Origin of the sequence: Robiginitalea sediminis, from assembly GCF_002198115.1 — a bacterium.
Taxonomy (GTDB): Bacteria; Bacteroidota; Bacteroidia; order Flavobacteriales; family Flavobacteriaceae; genus Robiginitalea; species Robiginitalea sediminis.
This window is the reverse complement of sequence record NZ_NGNR01000001.1, coordinates 730,543-751,468: the sequence shown is the minus strand read 5'-3', so window position 1 is coordinate 751,468 and position 20,926 is coordinate 730,543. Positions and strand designations below refer to the sequence as shown.

The following is a 20,926-nucleotide window of genomic DNA, read 5'->3' as shown; positions in this document are numbered from 1 at the left end:
TGCTATTGAATTATACGTTGGTTGTGGTAGAACCTTCCCTTTGAAAAGCACCCCGGAAGGGGCCTGCCCCGGAGCGCAAAGGAGGGTTGGTTGCGAACGGATCAGAAATCGGCGTCGAAGCTGATTTTTTCCCCGCTGGAGTGTTGGTCTTTATTCATTACCCCGGCCTTCTGGTATTCCGACACCCGCTTCTCGAAGAAGTTGGTCTTGCCCTGAAGGTTGATCATATCCATGAAGTCGAAGGGATTGGTGGCGTTGTATACCTTCTCGCACCCCAGTTCCACCAGCAGGCGGTCGGTCACGAACTCCAGGTATTGGGTCATGAGCTTTGCGTTCATGCCGATGAGGCTAACGGGCAGGGACTCTGTGATAAACTCGCGCTCAATATCGAGGGCATTGGTGAGGATCTTGGTAATGCGGTCCTTGGGCACCTTGTTTACCAGGTGGTGGTTATGCAGGTGGACGGCAAAGTCGCAATGCATCCCCTCATCGCGGGATATGAGTTCATTGGAAAAAGTAAGGCCGGGCATCAGGCCGCGTTTCTTAAGCCAGAAGATGGAGCAAAAGGCCCCGGAAAAGAAGATACCCTCCACCGCCGCAAAAGCGATAAGGCGGTCTGCAAAGCTGGGCGATTCCACCCACTTGAGGGCCCAATCTGCCTTCTTTTTGATGGCTTCGAAGTTCTCAATGGCCTTAAAAAGGGTATTTTTCTCCTTTTCGTCCTTCACATAGGTATCGATTAACAGAGAGTAGGTCTCCGAGTGGATGTTCTCCATCATAATCTGGAACCCGTAAAAGAACTTTGCCTCGGTGTATTGCACTTCGCTGACGAAGTTCTCGGCCAGGTTTTCGTTCACGATACCATCCGATGCGGCAAAAAAGGCCAGGATGTGTTTGATAAAATAGCGCTCGTCGTCGTTGAGCTTATTGTTCCAGTCGGTAAGGTCCTGCTGAAGGTCAATCTCCTCTGCTGTCCAAAAACAAGCTTCCTGTTTCTTGTACCAATCCCAGATATCGTGACGTTCAATTGGGAAAAGGACGAATCGATCCTTGTTTTCTTTCAAAATAGGTTCTTCAGCAACGGACATAGTTCTGGTGATTTTAAGTATTAAAGTAACGTGAAAAATTTCCTGCGATCAGGGACTAACAAAGATTGAAAAACAACTTCAATTTATAAAGGCTGTTCAGGCACGCACGCTTCAAAGTTTTTAACACAAACTGTTGAAATCTAAGCTAACGGGCCGCAGTACGGACGATGCGGATGCTGAAAAAAACAACGGAATTTTTGGCTCCCTGGAAGACATTAAACAAAAAACCGAACAGTATGGAAATACCTACTGTTCGGTCTGTTTGCTGGTTGTAAAATGTCAAACCGTACGGCCCCTAGGCGTAGTCTATTGGATGTGTCTCCCGGATGTCAATCTAGGTAGTTCCCCCGAAACCTAAAATCGAACCTTTACCCCTGGCCAGAAACTGGCCCGGGCAATGCCAGGATAACAATACGCCCAACGTAGCTGTTACTCTCATAACAAACGCTTGAGGCCGTACTTTACGTTTGACACTATTTCAAAAGGTCGCCTGAAAGCGGCCTGAACTCGATTGCAGCAAACGGGCATGGAAGCTTCCTTCCAGACGCATCTGCTGACCACTGTGATCTTTTAACATTAAATCCATATCCCCGGCTACTTCCAGTTCAGAAACGTGCCGGATGGAGATCCCACCGGATTCCGTAAGGAAAAGGGACCCTTCGGACCCCGCCAGGTCTGCATAGCCATAAACCGATTCGGAAGGCTTCAGAAAACTCTTGTCTGCACTGGCTACGCGGTATTCTTCCACCCCAATGGGTGTCCGGTCTGCTCCTAAAGGTATCATAAAACCGATGCCCCGACCGTCGCTGTCCTCCGGGCTGATAAAATGCAGCTTGAAAACCGGAGAGGAGTAGCCTCCTATCTCGGGTTCGCTGATCTCAAAAAAGACATAGCCTTCTATACTGGTGGTTTCTCCTGCGACCTCCGAGGTAACCCGGTACGTGCCCTTTTCTGCACCACCGGAATAGGCAGGACTTCCGGGCAGCGTATAGGAAACCGCCACCACCAGTACGAATACTGCCGAAAGCAAAAGCCCCGCTCTGAGATATTGTTTACGCCTGCGCTGCATTAGTGACGATTCTTTTCCTTTTGGACGACGGCCTCAAGGGCAATCAACTCCTGGTCGCCATTGGTGTTGAGAGCCGCCTCCGGAGTAGCCCTGTACCCTTCTGTCCCCGCCGGCACAAAAGCCCCGGTAGCCATAGCTACCCATAAGGCAACGAGTAAGGCGAGAAAATAAAACACACATCGTTTCATAACTGGGTACGGATAAAATCCATAGCCAAAGTATGCCCGCTGTAGTAGGGGTCAAGGCCAAATTGTATAATCGGCATGAAATCCTGTATAATCGGCATAACGCTTTTTTTCCAGGAAAACGAATACACTTGGTTTAATTTCAGCACTTTACGGTTTTCAGGCGTTGCGCAAGCCCCCTCTGCTCCCTGTATATCCCAAGCCAGCTTTAGGCCAATCCATACCATCCATAACGGAAATCGGGCTACGCGCACAACTTCGGCATGTAAACGGTATGGTCCCGTATATTTTTATTTTCTTTGATGTATTACATTGTATATCCCGATGTTAGAGGCTGTAATTGTCGACGATGAAGAGAAAGCGCTGCAAAGCCTGAAATGGGAACTGACCCACTTCTCCAATGAGATCTCGGTGGTTGCCATGTTCACCGACCCCTTTGAAGCGCTTGGCTATCTGGATAAAAACCAACCGGACTGCGTTTTCCTGGATATCGAAATGCCCGCCATGGACGGGTTCCAGTTTATCCAGAAAATGCAAAACAAGGAAATCGCTGTGGTTATTACCACGGCGTACAACCAGTACGCCATCAAGGCCCTGAAGAACGAGGCTATCGATTACCTGCTAAAGCCCATAGACTCGGACGACCTGAACGAGACCATCGCCAAAATCCGCAAACACGCGGCCCGGCAGATAACCGCCGATAAGCTGGAGCGGCTCCTGCTAAGCAGGAATGCCAAATCCGCCAACCGCAGGATTACCCTCAATACAGACGGAAAACTGATGTTCCTGGATAATGATGATATCCTCTATGCCGAATCGGACGGGAATTACAGCACGGTGTACCTGGCCGACGGCCAAAAGATTGTCCTTACCAAAAAATTAAAGGAAGTGGGTGAAATCCTGCCCTCGGACACCTTCTTCAGGATTCATAATTCGTATATTATCAACCTGAATAAAATCAGGGAATTCCTGAAAACGGACGGGTATGTCATCCTGAAATCGAATCACAAGATTCCGGTTTCCCGTCAGAAGAAATCGGATTTTCTGGACCTGATGTAAGCCCCTTTTCCTTAATGGCCCGCGTATTCTTCTCCTTTTTCGTACTGGCACTATGGTGCAGTCCGTTGGTATTAGAGGCCCAGGTCACCATTGCGGATTCCTTCAAGGATGTGGCGCGGGACCTGGTAGCCCAGGCACCCACAGATATCCGGAAAATTGAGGAAGCCCTGGAACCCTATTCCGGGGATACCCTCCTGCTGTCCTATTTTATCCGCCAATGCGAACTGAAGGCCTACCGGGAAGGGCTGGCCTATGCATACCTGAAGTATGGCGCGCGCTTACGGGAAACCTCCGAGGCCGAGCAGGCGGAGGGATATTACAACAAAGCCCTTCAGCAGGCTAAGGCATCAGAAAACCGGTTATTACAGGTACTGATCCACAATCAACTCGGAGTCTTATTCTTGAGCTCCGAGGAAATAAAAGCTGCCCTGGACAACTTTCAAACGGCCCAGAACCTTGCCGAATCTTTTCCCGAACCCGACAGGGTCCTGCAAACCCAGATCAATATCGCCATCAACGGGATTGGGAACATCTACCGCCTTCTGGAGCAATACGAGCTGGCCATTACCCATTTCGAACAATCCCTTCATCTTGATACCGAGCTCGGCAACCTCGAAGGTCAGGCCATCAACCACCAGAACCTTGCCGAATGCTACGAGGCACTGGGGCTGCTGGTAGATGCCACGAACCACTATGAGAAATCTCTGGAAGTCAATGAGGTTGTTGGGTCGGACCGGATCGAGGTGGTTAACAAATACGGCATGGCCCATGTCCTTGCCCATGAGGAGCGGGAGTGGGAGGCAATGGTTCTCCTTACGGAGGCCCTCCCCAAAGCCCTTAAATTAAACGACCCCGAAGTTTTATCATCTGTCTATATCCAGATGGGGTGGGCCCAAAGCAGGCTCAAAGATTTTTCAGGCGCAAGGGCAAATCTTATTGAAGGGCTTAGGATTTCGGAGGAAAGAGGGCTACAGAGCAACATCCACCAGGGGAATACCTTTCTGCACGATATCTACGAGGCAGAAGGCAACTACCAGCAGGCCCTGGAATATTACAAGAAGGCGCAAAGTGCCCGGAGGATGATCTCCAACGACCTCAACCGCCGGTACGTCTTCGAATCCATTTCCCGCTCCCAAGAGGAACGCAGGCAGAGCCAGGTGGAACTGATCTCGGCGGAGAATGAAATCATCAAAATGGAATTGCGCCGCAACCGCACTACCCTGCTCGTAGGCGCGCTGCTTCTGACCCTCTTCATCCTGATCCTGTATATCCTTTACCGGCAGTACCAGCTCAACAGCGAGAAAAAGGTCCTTACCCTCGAGCAAAGCATGCTCCGCAGTCAGATGAACCCGCATTTCCTGTTCAATTCGCTAAACTCCATTAAGTTGTACATCATCAACAACGAACAGAAGAATGCGGTCCACTACCTGAATAAATTTTCCAAACTGGTGCGCAAAATCCTGGAAGCCTCTGCCATGCGGGAGATCCCCCTGAGCGAAGAACTCGAAACCGTGGAACTGTACCTGAATATCGAGAATATCCGTTTCAATAATGAAATTGACTTTTCGATAAACGTAGATCCTGAAATAAACACAGAACTGGTGCGCATCCCTTCGCTTATCCTCCAGCCTTTTCTTGAAAATGCACTCTGGCATGGATTGTCCTCAAAAGAGGGGGCCAAAATCCTCCGACTGAATGTAGGACAAGCTGCCCCGGGCTATATCGAGATTACCATCACGGATAATGGGATTGGCAGGGACGCGGCCCACACCCTAAAGGAACGACGCGTGCTCAAGCGCAAATCCCTGGGCCTTGAAATCACCAAAGAGCGGATGGCCAACTTCTCAAAGGACTACCAGAACACCTACCAGATGACCATGGAAGACCTTTTCGATGAAGAGGGCAACCCGGCCGGCACGCAGGTGCGTTTGCAGATTCCTACGGTTTGAGATAGGCCTTGGCCGCCTCTTCCAGTTCCTGGTACCACTCCTCCCCGAATTTCCGGATCAGGGCCTCGCGCACAAACCGGTACACAGGTACTTTGAGGGTTTCCCCCAGGCTGCAGGCAGGGCTGCAGATATGCCAGCGGTGATAGTTTACGGCGGTCAGGGAGGTGTAATGCCTGACGCGAACCGGGTAGAGATGGCAGGAAACCGGCTTTTTCCAACCGATGGCTCCGGCATTGTAAGCCGCCTCGATACCGCAGAGGGCTTTGCCATCCTCGAAGATCGTGTAGGCGCACTCCTTCCCGTTTACCAGGGGGGTTTCCCAATCGCCGTCCGAGCCTTTTATAAAGGTGCCCTGCTCCTGAATAGCCTGTACCCCTTCCGGGCGCAAAAAGGGTTTAATATCCTGGAAATGGGTATCGAGGATTTCGGTCTCGGAAGCCTCAAGGGGTGCCCCGGCATTCCCGTCTACGCAGCATGCCCCCTTACAGGCATTCAAATCACATACAAAAGCCTCCTCGAGGATTTCCTCCGAAACAACTGTCTTCCCGAGTTCGAACATAGGTGCGGTTCTTGGGTCCAAAGATATCGCATTGCAGCGGATTTTATGCCCGGCCGCCTCCTGCGTATCCTGTAGATGCCATACCTTTGCGGCAGAAATTCCTGAATTATGGAACTGAATTTCCGCGAGATTGCCTCCGCAACCATGATCCTCTTTGCCGTTATCGACATCGTGGGGGGTATCCCTGTTGTGATTTCGCTTCGGAGCAAGGTGGGCCACATCCAATCGGAAAAGGCCTCCATCGTGGCCGCCGGGATCATGCTTGCCTTCCTTTTCCTAGGGGATAAAATCCTTAAACTAATTGGGATTGATGTAAATTCCTTTGCCGTGGCCGGTTCCTTTGTGCTCTTCTTCCTGGCCATTGAAATGATCCTGGGGATTACCCTCTACAAGGACGACGAGCCCCATTCGGCATCCATCGTACCCCTGGCCTTCCCCCTTATTGCCGGGGCAGGCACCCTCACCGCCCTGCTTTCGCTGCGTGCCGAATACCAGGTGGTCAATATTGCCATTGCCATTGTCATCAATATTATCATTGTCTACATCGTACTTAAAACCTCCACCCGCATTGAGCGGTTCCTGGGCCCCAGCGGGCTTAGCATCATCCGCAAAGTATTCGGGATAGTCCTTATGGCCATCGCCGTTAAGCTGTTCGCATCGAATATTCAGGGGTTGTTTGCCGGGTAGACCAAACGCATTTGCCATGAACAAAATCCTCCTTACCATCCTCGTCCTCGCATGCCTTGGGCTTATGGCCTATAACGCCACCATGCTGGACCTGCAAAACCCATTCCAGGGAGATAGTATGATTGCGCTGATCGGCATCATGGCCGCCCTTTGTGCCCTGGTGCTACTGATCATTTTTCAGACTTCACGAAAAATTCAGAAGAAAATAGAGGACGACTAAAGTCCGGGGTCTTCAGTTACCTGGGGCTCATCCAACTCCAGTACTTTAATGAGCATGTTGTCGTAAGGCGCCAGAATCTGCGCCTTCAGGTCAGGTGAGAAGAGTTGTTCGGCGATTCCCGCCTTGATGTACGCTTTCAGGCGCTCCTCGTAATCGTAGTAGTTCATATTCAGGTTAAACCGCGTAAGGAACCCCACCAGGCGGTCGAACAGAATATCATCCACCTGGTACTCCCGGTAAAAGCGGGCCGCATCGTACCCTTCAAAGAGGGTGCGGTCCTCCTCCAGATAATTGAAAACAAAACTCGAGAAATACCCCCTGTTGTCCAGGGCCGAAATGGCCTCCTCTTCGTTGCTGCCTATGGGCACAAAAACATCCGGGATAATACCCCCTCCCCCATAAACGGTTTTACCCCCCGGGGTTTTGAATTTCAGGGAATCGGCTACCCGGATACTGTCTACCGAGCTGAGTTCCCCGGAGTGGAACCGCCTCGTATACTGTTCGTAATAGTCCTCGCTCCCATTGCTGTAATTGCGCTGGATGGACCTGCCCGTGGGAGTGTAATATCGGGAAACGGTGAGCCGGACGGCCGACCCATCTCCGAGGTCCATTTCCCGTTGCACCAGGCCTTTTCCGAAGGAACGGCGGCCCACTATGGTCCCGATATCGTTGTCCTGCAGGGCCCCGGCGATGATCTCGGAGGCCGATGCGGAACGCTCGTTAATGAGGACATAGACCGGGCGGTTCTCAAAGCGGCCCCGGGCCGTGGCATAGGTAGAGTCTACCTGGCCCTTTTTATTCCGGGTAAAGAGGATGAGTTTTCCTTTGGGCAGGAATGCATCGGCTATATGTTCCGCAACATTCAGGTACCCCCCGGGGTTGTCCCTGAGGTCCAGGGTGAGTTTTTCGGCCCCGCGGGCCAGTAAATCCCTGAGGGCTTCCCGGAATTCATCGTGCGTAGACTCCGCAAAACGGTTCATCCGTACATAGCCCATGTCCGGGGTAAGCATGTAATAGGCGTCTATGCTTCGGATGGGAACATGGTCGCGCCGCAGATCCACTTTGAAGGTGCGGTCTTCGGTACGTCTGTAAACGGTGAGGGTTACGGAAGATCCTTCCTGCCCTTTCAGGCGGGATACGATATCGGAATCGGCCAGTTGCTTGCTGTGGAGGGTATCGTTGTCTGCCATCAGGATTTTGTCCCCGGGCATAAGCCCTGCCCTGGCGCTTGGCCCGCCGCGGATGGTCCGGGTAACGGTAATCGTGTCGCGATATTTATAGAAATTGATTCCGATGCCCACAAAATCCCCTTTCATGTTCTCGGAGACCCGCTTCATTTCAGACTTCGGGATATAGACCGAATGGGGGTCCAGTTTGTCCAGGATATTATTGACGGTAATATCCACAATGCTGTCTGTATCCACTTCGTCTACATATTCGTAGTCGATGTAGTCGATAAGGCGGTTGAGCTTGTCCTTTTTGGAATTGGTGGTGAAGAGCCGCTCCGGGGTATCGTTAAAGTGCAGCTTGCCCCCAATGAAAATTCCGAGGGCAAGGGCAAGGGCCACGATGGCCGGACCTATATAATAGCTTCTCTTCAAGTTAGTCTTCGCTTATGGCTACGGAAGAATCGATTACCGGCATATGGGTGAGCTCCACCCCGGCACGCGCCAGGAACTCCAGCCCGGACCCGTCCTTGTACGCCTTTTGGTACACCACCCGCCGGATGCCGGACTGGTGGATGAGTTTACTGCATTCCCGGCAGGGGGAAAGCGTGATATAGAGCGTGGCTCCCTGGCAGGACTGGGTGCTGGAAGCCACCTTGGAAATGGCATTGGCCTCTGCGTGGAGGACATACCACTTGGTGTACCCTGCATCGTCCTCGCAATAATTCTCAAAGCCCGTTGGGGTTCCGTTATACCCGTCTGAGATGATCATCCGGTCCTTAACGATAATGGCCCCGACCTGTTTGCGCTTGCAATAGGATAGTTTGCCCCATTCGTGGGCCATCCTCAGATAGGCCTTATCGTATTTTTCCTGTTTCCGTTGCTTCACTTGGTATTCGTTGATCCCGGTTCCCTTTCCGAACCGTCCAAGCACGAATATACCGGCTTTCGGGACGCCCTACAACCTGTAGACGGTTAATTTTTAGTGAAAATCAGAAGGGCCAGGCCCTGAAAATCAGCATAAGGGAAACAGCCATAATCCCAGCGCTGCCTATCCGGATAAACCCTTTTCGGGAAACCCCCAACCGGTCCAGTACCAGGTAGGATAAGGTTAAAACAACCACCAGCACAAGTAACTGGGCTGCTTCAATCCCCATGGCAAATCCGAAAAGGGGGCCGGCTTTCTCCGTTTCCCCGGACATAAGCATCCTGAAGTAATTGGAAAACCCCAGGCCGTGGATCAGCCCGAAAAGGCCCGTGGAAACCAGGTGTGTCCGGAACGCTGCATCCTGCTGTGCCGAAGGGGCGGTAAGAAAGAGGTTGAACAAGGCGGTAAGGAAAATGGTCACCGGGATCAGGAACTCCACAATACCTGAATCTACCTGGACTACCTCAAAAGCGGCCAGCCCAAGGGAGAGGCAATGCGCTGCCGTAAAGAGGGTTGCCAGCCAGAATACCCGTTTCCACTGCCCCCACCCGAAAGGCAATGCCAGGGCAATAAGGAAGAGGACGTGGTCGTAGCCCTGGGGGTCCAGGACATGCAGCAGTCCCAATTCGCCATAAAACCCGAAATTCTCCATAGATCGATCCGTTTGTAAAAAACTAAAGCCCCCGTTCCCTTTGAATGGTTTCGTAGGCCTTTTGCACCTCTTTGAATTTTTCCTCGGCACCCTTCCTGATAGCCTCATCTTCCGTATTCACACGGTCCGGGTGGTACTTTTTAGCCATGGTGCGATACGCCTTCTTCACCTCTTCGTCCGATGCGCTGCGCGGGATTTCCAAAATGGTATAGGCCGTATCCGCAGAACGGACAAACATCGCCTTGATACTCTCAAAATCGGAAGCCCCCAGGCGGAGGTATCCGGCTATCTCGCGGATTTTTTCCACCTCTGCCTTGCCCACGGAACCATCGGCCCCGGCAATCCCGAACAGGAAATGCACCAGCTGCAGCCGTACCTCATAGCGCGTTCGTTCATTGAGATAGGCGCAAATCCGCCGGGCGGAAATCTCGCGTTTTTTGATTACCTCGTTAAAGGTCCGGAAGATGGCATTGGCCTTCTCCTTTCCATAGGTGCTTAAAAAATACCGGCGGACGTAGTCCAGCTCCTGCTGGCTTACGTTGCCGTCTGCCTTAATAACGATGGAACAAAGCGAAAGCAGGTTGAGCTCGAAATCGGCAGGGGACACATGGGGACGCGAAAAATCCCGGAACACAGTCTTGCTGCCGGTGTTCATCCCATCGGCCAGGCTCCCCAGCAAAAACCCTAGAATAGCCCCCGGCAAGCGCAGAAACATATACCCAAGAAAGGCCCCGAACCACTTCAGCATCCTGAAATTTTTGCCAAAGATACTGCTTTGGGCCCGATCTGTGGGCGGGGTGGGTCCTGCCTCAGGCTATGGTGGTATCCTTCGCTTTTTATACCTTTGCGCAAACCATTAAAAGAAGTGCTATGTATCCTGCGGAATTGGTAAAACCTATGCGTGAAGATCTGGCGATGGCCGGATTCGAGGAACTCTTCACGGCAGAAGCTGTAGAAGCAGCCATAAATCAACCCGGCACCATCCTGGTGGTGGTCAACTCGGTTTGCGGGTGTGCGGCAGCCAATGCGAGGCCGGCAGCCAAACTGAGCCTGCGGAACGGGAAAACCCCGGATCGCCTTATCACGGTATTTGCCGGCGTAGACCGGGAAGCCGTAGATGCGGCGCGCAACCTCATGGTCCCCTTCCCTCCTTCTTCCCCCAGCATGGGGCTGTTTAAGGACGGGGAACTGGTCCACATGATTGAACGCCACCATATTGAAGGCCGGCCGGCCGAGATGATTGCCGAAAACCTCATCCAGGCCTACGACGAGTTCTGTTAACCGTTTCCTGTTTTCATTTCCTTTAAAAAAACCGCTGGATGCAGCGGTTTTTTATTTTTGCACTATGGCACGCCTGCTCGCATATCCGCTTACGGCACTCTACCTCCTGTGTTTCGGGCTGGTCCTGGTGGTATTCCATGCCGTGCAATGGATATGCCTGAACCTGCTGGGGTATGAAGCCCATAAAAGGAGTGTGAGTCTGCTAAACCTCTGCATTATGAGATGTACCCACCTGCTGGGGACGCGATACTCCATCCGCTACACCACCCCCCTGCCGGAACACGGGCCGCTGATCCTGGTGACCAACCACCAGAGTATGTACGATATTCCGCCTATTATCTGGTATTTCCGGAAATACCACCCGAAATTCGTCAGTAAAAAGGAATTGGGGAAAGGGATCCCCAGTGTATCGTACAACCTGCGGCACGGGGGCTCTGCCCTTATCGACAGGCGCGACCGGAAACAGGCCTACGCAGCCCTAAGCGCCCTGGGGGCATATATTGAACGCCATGGCCGCAGCGCCGTCATTTTCCCGGAAGGCACCCGGTCCAAAACCGGCCAGCCAAAGCCCTTTAAAACCTATGGGCTGCAGGTCCTCATGGAGCATGCCCCCTCGGCATGGGTGGTACCTGTGACCATTAACAATTCCTGGAAACTCTTCCGGTACGGGTCCTTTCCTAACGGGCTTGGGGTACATGTAAAATACCTGGTGCACGCTCCCATCCGGGTACGCGACATGGACGAAGCTGCCCTGGCAGACATGGAGAAAACCATCACACAAGCCGTAAACTACCCCGAATGACCGATAGCGAGATTGTAGAGAAGACCATTGCTTTTGTAAAAGAACAATTCGTAGGAGCCGAAGGGGGGCACGACTGGTTCCACACCCAGCGGGTGTTTAACAATACCCTGCGGATTGCACGGGACGAAAAGGTCGATCTGCTGGTGGTAAGCCTGGCAGCGCTGCTCCACGATATTGCGGATGCCAAATTCCATAACGGGGACGAAAGCGTTGGCCCGGCCAGGGCCGAGGCCTTTCTGAAAACCCTGCCGGTACCCGGGCGGGTACGGCAACACGTGGTGGACATTATCCGGCACATTTCCTTTAAGAACAGCCTGGAAGGACCTCCCTCCTTCGAGTCCGACGAACTCTTTGTGGTCCGGGATGCAGACCGCCTGGATGCCATCGGGGCTATCGGGATTGCCCGGGCTTTTAACTATGGCGGCTTTCGCAACCGTCCATTACACGACCCGGATATCCCGCCCCAGACGGACCTGACCAAAGAAGCCTACAAAAAATCGGAGGGGCCCACCCTGAACCATTTCTACGAGAAACTCTTGCTCCTCAAGGACCGGATGCATACCCAAACCGGGAAAGAACTGGCCCGGGAACGCCATGCTTTTATGCTGCAGTACCTGGAGCATTTCTATGCGGAATGGAACGGACGGGCCTGACCCGATCCGGTTGTTTTCCCTCATTTCGGGCCTGTCGTTACTTCCCGGGAATTCGTATCTTCCTGGGCGAACCAAACCCGGAAATCCATGCAAAGAAGAACCTTTATGCAACGCACGGCAGCCGCATCGGCAGCCTTCTCCATTGTACCTTCCTACGTACTGGGCAAAAAACACGTGGCCCCCAGCGACACCCTCTATATTGCCGCCTTTGGTGTGGGCGGAAGGGGCGCCGGTGTTATGCGCGGCCTGGACGACACCGGGAAGGTGAAGTACGTAGCGTTCTGCGATGTAGACGACCGACGGGCTGCGGACACCTACAAGGCCTACCCGGATGTAAAGCGATACAAGGATTTCCGCAAGGTCTTTCAAAACCATCTGAAGGATATCGATGCCATTATGGTGGCCACCCCGGACCACACCCACGCAGCCATCTCCCTCCCGTTTATGCGGGAGAAAAAACACGCCTACGTGGAAAAGCCGCTTACCCACAACATCAGGGAAGCGCGCCTTATGACCCGCGTAGCAGAAGAAATGGGCATTGTGACCCAGATGGGCAACCAGGGGGCTTCCAGCGACGGGAGCCGTCAGGCCCGCGAATGGGTCGATGCCGGCCTGCTGGGTGAAGTGTACAAGGTAGATTGCTGGACCAACCGCCCGGTCTGGCCACAGGGCATCCCCCTGCCAACCGAAAAGCACCCGGTGCCGCCGGAGGTGGACTGGGACCTATGGCTGGGCCCGGCCGCCATGCGCGATTACAACGATGCCTACCTCCCCTTTAAATGGCGCGGATGGTGGGATTTTGGCACCGGCGCCCTGGGCGATATGGGCTGCCACATCATGGAAACCCCCTTTAGCGTCCTGGACCTGGGGTACCCCACCGAAGCCGAGGCCAGCTGTACCACCAACTGGGTGGGAGATTTTGTAGAAGCAGACTACAGCGCCTCCTGCCCCTCCTCCTCTATCGTAAGGTTGAAGTTCGACACGCCTGCCCATGGCGAGATTGAGCTGAACTGGTACGACGGGGGGCTTAAACCAGACCTCCCGGATGAACTCAAGGACGGCGAAACCATTGGGGACAATGGCGGGGGAAGCATCTTTTATGGCACCCGGGGCATCCTGGTTGCCGATACCTACTCCCGCAATGCGCGGTTGCTGCCCTCCGAACTCATGGGGCTGATGAACCCGCCTGAGCCTACCCTGCCCCGGATTGAAGGCGGTACGGGTGGCCACCAGAAGAATTGGGTAGACGCCTGTATGGGCAATGGCACCCCCTCTTCACCCTTCTCCCGTGCCGGGAAACTCACCGAGTCCGTGCTTATGGGGAACCTGGCCATTCGGGCATACCAGCACAAGGTGCAGCGAATAAACGAGCGCAACGGACGGCCGTACTTCGAATACCCGGGCCGGAAAAAGATCATGTGGGACGGCGCAAATATGCGCGTCACCAACTTCGACCTTGGGAACGAATGGGTACAAGGGTCCTACCGTAAAGGCTGGGAACTCGGCTAAACTGTTCTAAAACAAGGCGTACTGGCCCGTCTTCCAGGCGGCGTGCTGGGTAGTGTTTAACTCGGGCATTGCTCTGTCCTTAAAGAACCTTTGTCTGGCCAGCGCAGCCATCTGCCGGATTTGTTCGGATACCGGACCCTCACCCTTTATCCGCACCCCAAAGCGACTGTAGTGAAGGTTACCGCCGTGGCAGGCCCTAACCTGCGACAGGATTCTGGCAGCCCGGTCCGGCATGGTGCGTTCCAGCCACTGGGCAAACAAGGGACCAATGGCCCCGTTGAGCCGTACTACGGTGTAGGCAAAGGAGCGTGCCCCCCGCTCCGAAGCAGCCCTGGCGAGGTCCAGGAGTTCATGGCTGTTTAACCCCGGGATGATGGGGGCCAGCATGGCGCTTACCGGGATGCCTTCTGCAGAAAGGGCCTCGATGGTCTTTAACCTTTTGGCCGCGCTGGCCGTTCGCGGTTCCAACATGCCCCGCAGCGGTTCCTGCAGGGTGGTCAGGGAAATGTGCACCGCAACCAGGTTATGGCGGTGGAGTTCCCGGAGCAGGTCCAGGTCGCGGAGTACCAGGGCATTTTTGGTAATGATCCCAACGGGGTGCCGGTAGCGCAGAAACACTTCAAGGCAGGCCCGGGTAAGCCGGAATTTGCGCTCCAGAGGCTGGTAGCAGTCTGTATTGCCGGATAGCACAATGGGCACGGCCTTCCATTTGGGTTTCCTCAGAAAGGCCTCCAGGAGCTCCGGGGCCCGTTCCTTTACGAGGATTTTCGATTCGAAATCGAGCCCCGCCCCGTAGCCCCAGTATTCGTGGGTATTCCGGGCATAGCAGTAAACGCAGCCATGTTCGCAGCCCTGGTATGGGTTCATGCTGTAGGGCATGCGCACATCCGGGCTCTCCACCTTGTTTACAATGGTTTTGGGAAAGACGCGGGTCACCTGGGTAGTCGGTTGCAGGTCCTCTTCTTCCCTGCTGCAGTGTTCCAGGAATTCGGGAAGCCATTCGTGGGTATGGGCCTCAAAGCGGTTCGGGACCTGGCTTTGCGCCCCCCTTCCTTTCAGGTGCCTTGGGTTGGATTTGGACATTGAAAATAGGAATTTATCCAAATATATGGATATTATCCTATTTTTGAAGTGACTATCCCTGGATATGCACCGAGACCAGCTGCTTCTTAGTTCCCCTTTTGGCGTAGAAGTAGAGGGTGTCGTCCGACTCCAGAACCAGGGGCTTGGAGACCATCAGGGGCAGCCGGGCCTCTTCCTGGTCTATAATTTTCTCGTAACTGAGCTTGCCCGCGGGGTCCAGGCGAATCAGGAAGACATTGCGGTTCCGGCCCAGACCCTGGCGGAAAATCAGGCGCTCATTGTTGAGCAGTTGGGGGTTGTCCGATGCCGTACTGATGAAGAAGTATGTATTGCCATTTTTGGTATACGCGCTGTAGGAAGCGTACGCCCCATCGTTCTGGGTCACCTCGGTTTTGTTGATATTCCGGGCCCAGACCAGCCCCCCCTGAGGGTCGAGTTTTACACTCACGATATCATTGTGGTGGAAGCGCTCGATCTGCACACGGCCCCCACTGGCGTTCATTTCAATACTGCGGGTCACGAAATACTCTTCCGCATTGAAAAGCAGGGCACCCGAAGCGTCAAAGCGCACATCCTTAAAGATGAGGTTCTTGACCACTTTCTCTTCCTCGGTCCCGAATTTGTCGAACATAAACTGCTCTGAAAACGGGTTGTATCGGATGGGACCTGCCTCGAGGGTCTCAGGGTCCACCTCAAAATACTGCAGCCCGTTGTAGCGGTTGTCCTTACGGTCTGCATAAAACCCGGCGCATACCAGTTTATCTCCCTTCCAGATGGGCTTGAGAGCCTCGGCAAATTTGCCCGGCTCATCGTAGCTGGCCGATAGGGCTCCCGCAGAAGAGAGCTTCACAAGTTCGTACTGAAACCGGCGCTCCTCGGCCTTGAACCGCCGCTTTTTGAAATAGGCCTTCCCGATGAGGTAGGCTGCCGAAAAATCCGGTGACATCTGCAACCCCTCAAAGGCGTAGTTCTTCTCCTCTATCTCCGCGGAGAAGTCCGTGTCGAGAATGGGGCTGAGGTTATAATTGTAGACCAGGATACGGTGGCGGTTGTCTTTGCCCTTCTTGTAATGGAGGCTGATGGCGAACGCCCGTTTGTCGCGGTCGAAGAGGACCGTGGTGGAAAAGCCCGAGTTAAAATTCCGGTTGTAGTAATTCTTATCCAGGGGGTTCTCAACATAGACCGATGGGATGGTCACCAATTCCCGCCTGCTGAACTCAAATCCTCCAATGGGGCTACCATGGACCGAATAGGTGTAGCTCAGCCGTTCGGGATCATACTCCAGGAACAAAAGATATAGTTGGCCGTTTGCCGTGAACCCATCCACAAACTCCCCATCCCGGAACTTGTAATTGTATTCATCTATCAGTTCAAGATCGCTGTTGTAGCGTTCTATAAAATAGCCTTTTGGCTTAAGGATAAGCCCGGTGTAATACGCCCGCACCAAAAGGATATTTCCGGAACCCGCTTCTGAGAAGGTCATGAGGTTGGAATACCTATACCGATCGTTATATTTTTCGCCGAACTGATAGTCCACGGGCATCTCCTGCCCATGAACGGCGAGCGCCAGGAAGAAAGCACCGCAAAACCGGAGCACGTGTTTCATAATGGATCCTTTGAAGTCAGCGACCCGGAAAATCGGGCTTCCGCTTCTCCAGGAAAGCCTGGGTGCCCTCCTTGAAGTCGTCTGTCCCGAAGCACTTGCCAAAATGTTCAATTTCGGCCTTATACCCGGCGTCGCTACTCCTTAAACCCGCATTTATGGCTTTTATTGCATGCGCGATGGCGGTTGGGGCGTTTTTCGCAATGCGCTCCGCCATCTTCAGGCAATAGGCATCGAGGTCCTCAAGGGCTGTTACATGGTTGACCAGACCGTACTCCTGGGCGCGCTCCGCCTCGATCATCCCCGCTGTAAAAATCAGTTCCATGGCGCGCCCCTTCCCGATGAGCTGGGGCAGGCGCTGGGTCCCCCCGTAGCCAGGGATAAGGCCCAGGGATACCTCAGGCAGGCCCAGGCGGGCATTATGGCTGGCCACCCGGATGTGGCAGGCCATGGCGAGTTCCAGGCCGCCGCCCAAGGCGTACCCATTGATGGCGGCAATGACTGGCGTACTGAGCTGTTCCACAAAGTCGAAGAGTTCCTCCTGGCCAACGGCTGCGAGCTTCTTGCCTTCCTTGGTGGAAAACGAGGCAAATTCAGCGATGTCGGCCCCTGCCACAAAGGCCTTCGGGCCGCTGCCGCGGAGGACAATGGCGCGCACTTCCGAATCCGCGTCCAGGTCCGCAAAAACCTGGTGCAATTCCGAAATGGTCTCCCGGTTAAGGGCATTTAATTTCTTGGGGCGGTCAATTAACACCTGGGCCACGGCCCCTTTCAGCTTGACTTTTACGTTTTTGAGTTTCATCGGTTATGCTTTGGTTTGGATTCGCGGCAGGCGAACAGTAAAGACCGTCCCCTTGCCCTGCTGGGAGGTAAAGGTAATGGAACCCCCGTAGGTCTCCACTATGGTTTTCACCATGCCCAGGCCCAGGCCCATCCCGCTGGATTTGGTCGTGAATTTCGGCTCAAAAATCTTGTCTCGGTTGGCATCCGCAATGCCTACCCCATTGTCTGCCACCATGATCTTTACCCATTGGGGCTCCCCTGCTACGGAAACCAGGATGCGGGGGTGTTCCACATCGGGAACCGCCTGGATGGCATTCTTCACCAGGTTGGTCACCACCCGGATGAGCTGGGTACGGTCCATTTTGGCGACGAGTTCCTCGGTATCGGTCATGAAATGGATGTAGGGCTCGTTAAAAATGTCCAGAGCCAGCTTTACGATTTCGGGCACATTGAGCGTTTCATTCTGCTGGGCGGGCATCTTGGCAAAGTTGGAGAAGGCCGAAGCAATACTGCTCAGGGTGTCTACCTGCTGGATGAGGGTTTTGGCAAACTCGGTAACCTTGGCACGGACCTCCGGGTCCTCCGGGTCGAATTTCCGCTCGAAACTCTGTACGCTCAGCCGCATGGGGGTTAACGGGTTTTTGATCTCATGGGCCACCTGCTTGGCCATTTCGCGCCAGGCTTGTTCCCGCTCGCCCCGGGCCAGTTTGGCCGCGCTCAGCTCCAATTCATCTATCATCCCGTTATAAGCCGCAATCAGCCCGGCGATTTCCTGGCTGGGGTCCTCCAAAAAGATTTTTTCATTGGTCCGGGCCAGACGCGTCTGGGTGAGTTTTTCCGAAATGGTTTTTAAAGACCGGGTGATATACTTGGAGATAAAGTAGGCCAGGGCAATGGCGCTGAGGAGCATGAGCAGATAAACGCCCCCCAGGCGGAAAAGGAACTCCTGCAATTCCATATCGTAAAAGGAATTCTCCTCGAAATACGGCAGGTGGAGGATGCCTATAGGCTTGAATTTCCCATCCAGGATGTAGGTATACGAGGCCTGGTAATGGTCCCCCGCCGCGGCGCTGGCCTCTACGTAGCGCTTATCTATACTGCCGCGCAGGGCATTGAGGACATGGGGCTCCAGGCAGAGTGACACCGAATCGTTGTCGAACTTGGGCCGGGAGCTCTTGAGCAGCTGCCCATCCAGGTCGTACAGGTTGAAATTGGCATTTTCAATGATGGCAATCCGGTAGATCTCGTCCTTGAAAATGAGCGCCAGGTTTTCGGTGGTTACCGGATACGTGGTGCGCTGAAGGGTAAAGGTAATGGCCTGGCGGATCTGCTCCTCCTTCCGTTCCAGGCGGTTGTCGTGATAGTCCCGGGACTGCTCCCGGTATTGGTACACAGTAACCCCGGCAATCAGCACCGAAGCGATCAGCACCAGGAGGATCATGGAGATAAAGATCCTCGACCGCAATGACATCTTCTTGAACAAGGGGACTGCGTTTACCTTCTAAAGATAGCAATAATCGCACCAAACCCTTGGTGCGTGCCGATTACCAAAAGGGCAAAATTTAATTAGAATGAAAAGCGGGTCAGGAATCGGCTTCTTCCCGTTCGCGGACCATCTTGTAGACCTTAATGCCTAGCATGATCAGTGCCGCGAGGACCACCATCCCCACCAGGCCGTAGATCCAATCGATAGCATTCTTGAGGATGGCCAGGAAGACTACCGCAAACAGAATCATAGTTGCCCCTTCATTCCAGATGCGCATATACTGGGACGTGTATTTGTAAGCCTCCCGCTGGAATTCCAGATACATCAGGTGCATGACCAGGTGGTAGACTATAAGGAGCACCACAAACCCGAGTTTGACCCACATCCATGGCTGGTACAGCCAATCCGGCATGATATGCAGCAGCATAAGGGCAGTCAGGGTACAGAGCACGGCAGAGGGCCAGGTGATGATATTCCACAGCCGCCGTTCCATGATGCGGAACTGGGAGGCCAGGGCATCGGCCGCCGCTTTGGGCTTGTCCTTGGACTCGATGTGGTAGATAAAAAGGCGGGGCATATAAAAGAGCCCTGCAAACCAGGTGATCACAAAAATCAGGTGCAGGGATTTGATGTAGTTGTAGTATTCAGCCATGGGATTTGAATTTCACTCCAAACATACGTTTTCTGCGCCTGTCAAAAAATGCCTTTTGTCAGGTTCCTTGCTCCATGCTGGCTTTAGGTCGTACCGCGAACCAGAGATGCGTCAGGCCAAAAGCCACAAGCGCGGGCAGGAGCCACCCCATCTGGTACCCCGCCAGGGGGATTGCCGATAGGGCCGGGGGGAGGTTTCCTCCCTCCCAAAGGCCCAGGCTTCCCAGGAAGTCCGGCAGGCTGAAAAGCAAGGTAACCCCGCAGACCACCCGCATGGCAAAAGCCGGGGCCCACGTCGGTGGAATCACATTCATAAAGATCAGCACGATGGTCAGGGGATACACCAGCATGAGTACGGGCAAGGCTACCGCTATAATCAGGCCAACCGGCAGTTGGCCCATCACCACCCCGGCCAGGCAACCCAGGATGGCCGTCACGAGATAGGCCTTTTGGGAACCGCCGAAACGATCCTTGATAAAGTCCGAAGCCCCGGTCACTATCCCTACTGCCGTGGTAAAACAGGCAAGCCCGATCAGGATGCTCAGGAAAACCTGCCCCCCAGGGCCTAGGGCCCGGACGGAAAGTGCCCGAAGCAACCCGGTCCGGGTTATCCCTGCCTCGGCCTCCCCAAACATGAGCGCTCCTGAATAGATCAAACCAGCATAGAGGAGCATCAGGGCCAGGGCAGCCAGGAAGCCGGCCCCCGCAATGGTTCGGAATCGCTCCTTAAAGTCCAGGCCAGGGGCCTCCAGATTAAGGGAAATAAGGATAACCCCACCTATGACCACGGCGCCAATGGCATCGAAGGTTTGGTATCCTTCCAGGATTCCGGCACTTACCGAATTCTCGAAAGTAGAAGGCCCCAGGGCACCGCCGTGGTACAGGGTGATACTCCCGATTAGCAGGAGGAGTACCGCCAGGATAACCGGGGTAAGCCATTTCCCGATAAGGGAACTCACCTTGGAGCGGTTAATGACAAACAGTAATACAAGGCCGAAATACCCCAGGCTTGTCGCAACAGGCGGGAGGTTAAAGAAGGGGGCTATGGCCATTTCATGAGTCACCGAGGCTGTCCGGGGGGCCGGGAGGCCCAGGGCAATCCCATAGATCAGGTAACAGTACACCAGGCTGAGGGCGGGGGAGGCCTTTTTGGCAAAGTCGAACATGGTACCCTGCAGGCGCGCATGGGCCAGAATCCCAAGCATCGGTATAAGCACGGCCGAAATGGTAAACCCCAGGCCCACCAGCCACCACTCCGGGCCCGCCAGGAATCCGATTTGGGGGGGAAGGATGAGGTTGCCCGCCCCGAAAAAGAGCGAAAAAAGCGCCAGCCCCAGAATCCAAACCAATCGTTTTTTAAACACCTGCAACGGGTTAATGCCATCCCTTGTCTGCAAGGGCGCGCTGGCTCCGGGTCCTCCTTGCGGCAACCCCTTTTGCACCAGTGGTCGAAAAAATATAAAAAATCAACCGCTTTGCCCAATAAATCTGACACCCATGGCGTTAGGTCATA

Annotated in this window: 22 protein-coding genes; 8 read left to right on the top strand and 14 right to left on the bottom strand. The window is 53.9% G+C overall.

All coding sequences use genetic code 11. From position 1 onward, the window contains the following. Window positions 1-101 precede the first annotated feature (101 nt). The 3 genes from CA832_RS03375 to CA832_RS03360 all read right to left on the bottom strand — a co-directional run bounded on the left by CA832_RS03375 (window position 102) and on the right by CA832_RS03360 (window position 2,345). Entirely contained in the window at window positions 102-1,088 is a 987-nt protein-coding gene (locus CA832_RS03375) for a ribonucleotide-diphosphate reductase subunit beta (protein ID WP_088340139.1), read from the bottom strand. Window positions 1,089-1,566: 478 nt separating this feature from the next. Next, entirely contained in the window at window positions 1,567-2,157 is a 591-nt protein-coding gene (locus CA832_RS03365; protein WP_143542325.1) for a hypothetical protein, read from the bottom strand. Continuing rightward, a complete protein-coding gene (locus CA832_RS03360) occupies window positions 2,157-2,345 on the bottom strand; it encodes a hypothetical protein (RefSeq protein WP_088340136.1) in 189 nt (62 codons plus the stop codon). The genes CA832_RS03365 and CA832_RS03360 overlap by 1 nt, the downstream gene beginning before the upstream one ends. A 321-nt stretch (window positions 2,346-2,666) precedes the next feature. Here CA832_RS03360 and CA832_RS03350 point away from each other — a divergent pair, with 321 nt between their 5' ends. After that, window positions 2,667-3,401, top strand: a complete 735-nt coding sequence (locus CA832_RS03350) for a LytR/AlgR family response regulator transcription factor (RefSeq protein ID WP_088340134.1) — start codon at window positions 2,667-2,669, stop codon at window positions 3,399-3,401. Between the two features lie 14 nt (window positions 3,402-3,415). Further along, window positions 3,416-5,350 (top strand): tetratricopeptide repeat protein, encoded by a 1,935-nt coding sequence (locus CA832_RS03345; protein WP_088340133.1) that lies wholly within the window; start codon window positions 3,416-3,418, stop codon window positions 5,348-5,350. Here CA832_RS03345 and CA832_RS03340 read toward each other — a convergent pair. Further along, window positions 5,340-5,909, bottom strand: a complete 570-nt coding sequence (locus CA832_RS03340) for a DUF3109 family protein (RefSeq protein WP_088340132.1) — start codon at window positions 5,907-5,909, stop codon at window positions 5,340-5,342. The genes CA832_RS03345 and CA832_RS03340 overlap by 11 nt on opposite strands. Window positions 5,910-6,017: 108 nt before the next feature. Here CA832_RS03340 and CA832_RS03335 point away from each other — a divergent pair, with 108 nt between their 5' ends. Then, window positions 6,018-6,596 (top strand): MarC family protein, encoded by a 579-nt coding sequence (locus CA832_RS03335; protein WP_088340131.1) that lies wholly within the window; start codon window positions 6,018-6,020, stop codon window positions 6,594-6,596. A 16-nt stretch (window positions 6,597-6,612) separates the two neighbouring features. Next, the gene (locus tag CA832_RS03330) at window positions 6,613-6,816 is read left to right on the top strand and encodes a hypothetical protein (RefSeq protein WP_088340130.1); all 204 of its coding nucleotides are present in this window, start codon (window positions 6,613-6,615) and stop codon (window positions 6,814-6,816) included. Here CA832_RS03330 and CA832_RS03325 read toward each other — a convergent pair. The 4 genes from CA832_RS03325 to CA832_RS03310 all read right to left on the bottom strand — a co-directional run bounded on the left by CA832_RS03325 (window position 6,813) and on the right by CA832_RS03310 (window position 10,310). Continuing rightward, on the bottom strand, window positions 6,813-8,417 hold the full coding sequence (locus CA832_RS03325; protein ID WP_088340129.1) for a S41 family peptidase: 1,605 nt from the start codon (window positions 8,415-8,417) through the stop codon (window positions 6,813-6,815). The genes CA832_RS03330 and CA832_RS03325 overlap by 4 nt on opposite strands. A 1-nt stretch (window position 8,418) precedes the next feature. After that, on the bottom strand, window positions 8,419-8,871 hold the full coding sequence (locus tag CA832_RS03320; RefSeq protein WP_088340741.1) for a deoxycytidylate deaminase: 453 nt from the start codon (window positions 8,869-8,871) through the stop codon (window positions 8,419-8,421). A gap of 103 nt (window positions 8,872-8,974) precedes the next feature. Continuing rightward, entirely contained in the window at window positions 8,975-9,562 is a 588-nt protein-coding gene (locus CA832_RS03315; RefSeq protein WP_088340128.1) for a HupE/UreJ family protein, read from the bottom strand. Between the two features lie 22 nt (window positions 9,563-9,584). Continuing rightward, a complete protein-coding gene (locus tag CA832_RS03310) occupies window positions 9,585-10,310 on the bottom strand; it encodes a TerB family tellurite resistance protein (RefSeq protein ID WP_088340127.1) in 726 nt (241 codons plus the stop codon). A gap of 122 nt (window positions 10,311-10,432) precedes the next feature. Between CA832_RS03310 and CA832_RS03305 the strand changes: the two genes are divergently transcribed. The 4 genes from CA832_RS03305 to CA832_RS03290 all read left to right on the top strand — a co-directional run bounded on the left by CA832_RS03305 (window position 10,433) and on the right by CA832_RS03290 (window position 13,807). Continuing rightward, window positions 10,433-10,843 carry a BrxA/BrxB family bacilliredoxin gene (locus CA832_RS03305; protein ID WP_088340740.1) on the top strand — a complete coding sequence of 137 codons (411 nt, stop codon included), beginning with the start codon at window positions 10,433-10,435 and terminating at the stop codon, window positions 10,841-10,843. A 64-nt stretch (window positions 10,844-10,907) separates the two neighbouring features. After that, window positions 10,908-11,645, top strand: coding sequence for a lysophospholipid acyltransferase family protein (locus CA832_RS03300; RefSeq protein WP_088340126.1), 738 nt, complete (start codon window positions 10,908-10,910; stop codon window positions 11,643-11,645). After that, window positions 11,642-12,298 carry an HD domain-containing protein gene (locus CA832_RS03295; RefSeq protein WP_088340125.1) on the top strand — a complete coding sequence of 219 codons (657 nt, stop codon included), beginning with the start codon at window positions 11,642-11,644 and terminating at the stop codon, window positions 12,296-12,298. The genes CA832_RS03300 and CA832_RS03295 overlap by 4 nt, the downstream gene beginning before the upstream one ends. Before the next feature lie 87 nt (window positions 12,299-12,385). Continuing rightward, complete coding sequence (locus tag CA832_RS03290; RefSeq protein WP_088340124.1) at window positions 12,386-13,807, top strand: Gfo/Idh/MocA family protein; 1,422 nt, start codon at window positions 12,386-12,388, stop codon at window positions 13,805-13,807. 6 nt (window positions 13,808-13,813) lie between these two features. Here the strand turns inward: CA832_RS03290 and CA832_RS03285 are convergent, their stop codons facing one another. The 6 genes from CA832_RS03285 to CA832_RS03260 all read right to left on the bottom strand — a co-directional run bounded on the left by CA832_RS03285 (window position 13,814) and on the right by CA832_RS03260 (window position 20,777). Beyond that, window positions 13,814-14,890: a PA0069 family radical SAM protein gene (locus tag CA832_RS03285; protein WP_088340123.1), complete on the bottom strand. Its 1,077-nt coding sequence runs from the start codon at window positions 14,888-14,890 to the stop codon at window positions 13,814-13,816. A 52-nt stretch (window positions 14,891-14,942) separates the two neighbouring features. Beyond that, on the bottom strand, window positions 14,943-16,496 hold the full coding sequence (locus tag CA832_RS03280) for a hypothetical protein (protein ID WP_088340122.1): 1,554 nt from the start codon (window positions 16,494-16,496) through the stop codon (window positions 14,943-14,945). A 16-nt stretch (window positions 16,497-16,512) separates the two neighbouring features. Further along, the gene (locus tag CA832_RS03275; RefSeq protein ID WP_088340121.1) at window positions 16,513-17,295 is read right to left on the bottom strand and encodes an enoyl-CoA hydratase/isomerase family protein; all 783 of its coding nucleotides are present in this window, start codon (window positions 17,293-17,295) and stop codon (window positions 16,513-16,515) included. Window positions 17,296-17,298: 3 nt separating this feature from the next. Beyond that, window positions 17,299-18,717, bottom strand: a complete 1,419-nt coding sequence (locus tag CA832_RS03270) for a sensor histidine kinase (RefSeq protein WP_088340120.1) — start codon at window positions 18,715-18,717, stop codon at window positions 17,299-17,301. Between the two features lie 142 nt (window positions 18,718-18,859). Continuing rightward, window positions 18,860-19,414 carry a CopD family protein gene (locus tag CA832_RS03265; protein ID WP_088340119.1) on the bottom strand — a complete coding sequence of 185 codons (555 nt, stop codon included), beginning with the start codon at window positions 19,412-19,414 and terminating at the stop codon, window positions 18,860-18,862. Between the two features lie 58 nt (window positions 19,415-19,472). Beyond that, window positions 19,473-20,777: a branched-chain amino acid transport system II carrier protein gene (locus CA832_RS03260; RefSeq protein ID WP_088340739.1), complete on the bottom strand. Its 1,305-nt coding sequence runs from the start codon at window positions 20,775-20,777 to the stop codon at window positions 19,473-19,475. Window positions 20,778-20,926: the final 149 nt, after the last annotated feature.

Bases quoted from the DNA above. Each gene is read 5' to 3' on its own strand.
- CA832_RS03295 (WP_088340125.1), top strand. From the start codon at position 11,642: ATGACCGATAGCGAGATTGTAGAGAAGACCATTGCTTTTGTAAAAGAA.
- CA832_RS03345 (WP_088340133.1), top strand. From the start codon at position 3,416: ATGGCCCGCGTATTCTTCTCCTTTTTCGTACTGGCACTATGGTGCAGT.
- CA832_RS03350 (WP_088340134.1), top strand. From the start codon at position 2,667: ATGTTAGAGGCTGTAATTGTCGACGATGAAGAGAAAGCGCTGCAAAGC.
- CA832_RS03375 (WP_088340139.1), bottom strand. From the start codon at position 1,088: ATGTCCGTTGCTGAAGAACCTATTTTGAAAGAAAACAAGGATCGATTC.
- CA832_RS03330 (WP_088340130.1), top strand. From the start codon at position 6,613: ATGAACAAAATCCTCCTTACCATCCTCGTCCTCGCATGCCTTGGGCTT.
- CA832_RS03305 (WP_088340740.1), top strand. From the start codon at position 10,433: ATGTATCCTGCGGAATTGGTAAAACCTATGCGTGAAGATCTGGCGATG.
- CA832_RS03315 (WP_088340128.1), bottom strand. From the start codon at position 9,562: ATGGAGAATTTCGGGTTTTATGGCGAATTGGGACTGCTGCATGTCCTG.
- CA832_RS03365 (WP_143542325.1), bottom strand. From the start codon at position 2,157: ATGCAGCGCAGGCGTAAACAATATCTCAGAGCGGGGCTTTTGCTTTCG.
- CA832_RS03265 (WP_088340119.1), bottom strand. From the start codon at position 19,414: ATGGCTGAATACTACAACTACATCAAATCCCTGCACCTGATTTTTGTG.
- CA832_RS03270 (WP_088340120.1), bottom strand. From the start codon at position 18,717: ATGATCCTCCTGGTGCTGATCGCTTCGGTGCTGATTGCCGGGGTTACT.
- CA832_RS03300 (WP_088340126.1), top strand. From the start codon at position 10,908: ATGGCACGCCTGCTCGCATATCCGCTTACGGCACTCTACCTCCTGTGT.
- CA832_RS03285 (WP_088340123.1), bottom strand. From the start codon at position 14,890: ATGTCCAAATCCAACCCAAGGCACCTGAAAGGAAGGGGGGCGCAAAGC.
- CA832_RS03310 (WP_088340127.1), bottom strand. From the start codon at position 10,310: ATGCTGAAGTGGTTCGGGGCCTTTCTTGGGTATATGTTTCTGCGCTTG.
- CA832_RS03275 (WP_088340121.1), bottom strand. From the start codon at position 17,295: ATGAAACTCAAAAACGTAAAAGTCAAGCTGAAAGGGGCCGTGGCCCAG.
- CA832_RS03280 (WP_088340122.1), bottom strand. From the start codon at position 16,496: ATGAAACACGTGCTCCGGTTTTGCGGTGCTTTCTTCCTGGCGCTCGCC.
- CA832_RS03290 (WP_088340124.1), top strand. From the start codon at position 12,386: ATGCAAAGAAGAACCTTTATGCAACGCACGGCAGCCGCATCGGCAGCC.
- CA832_RS03335 (WP_088340131.1), top strand. From the start codon at position 6,018: ATGGAACTGAATTTCCGCGAGATTGCCTCCGCAACCATGATCCTCTTT.
- CA832_RS03340 (WP_088340132.1), bottom strand. From the start codon at position 5,909: ATGTTCGAACTCGGGAAGACAGTTGTTTCGGAGGAAATCCTCGAGGAG.
- CA832_RS03360 (WP_088340136.1), bottom strand. From the start codon at position 2,345: ATGAAACGATGTGTGTTTTATTTTCTCGCCTTACTCGTTGCCTTATGG.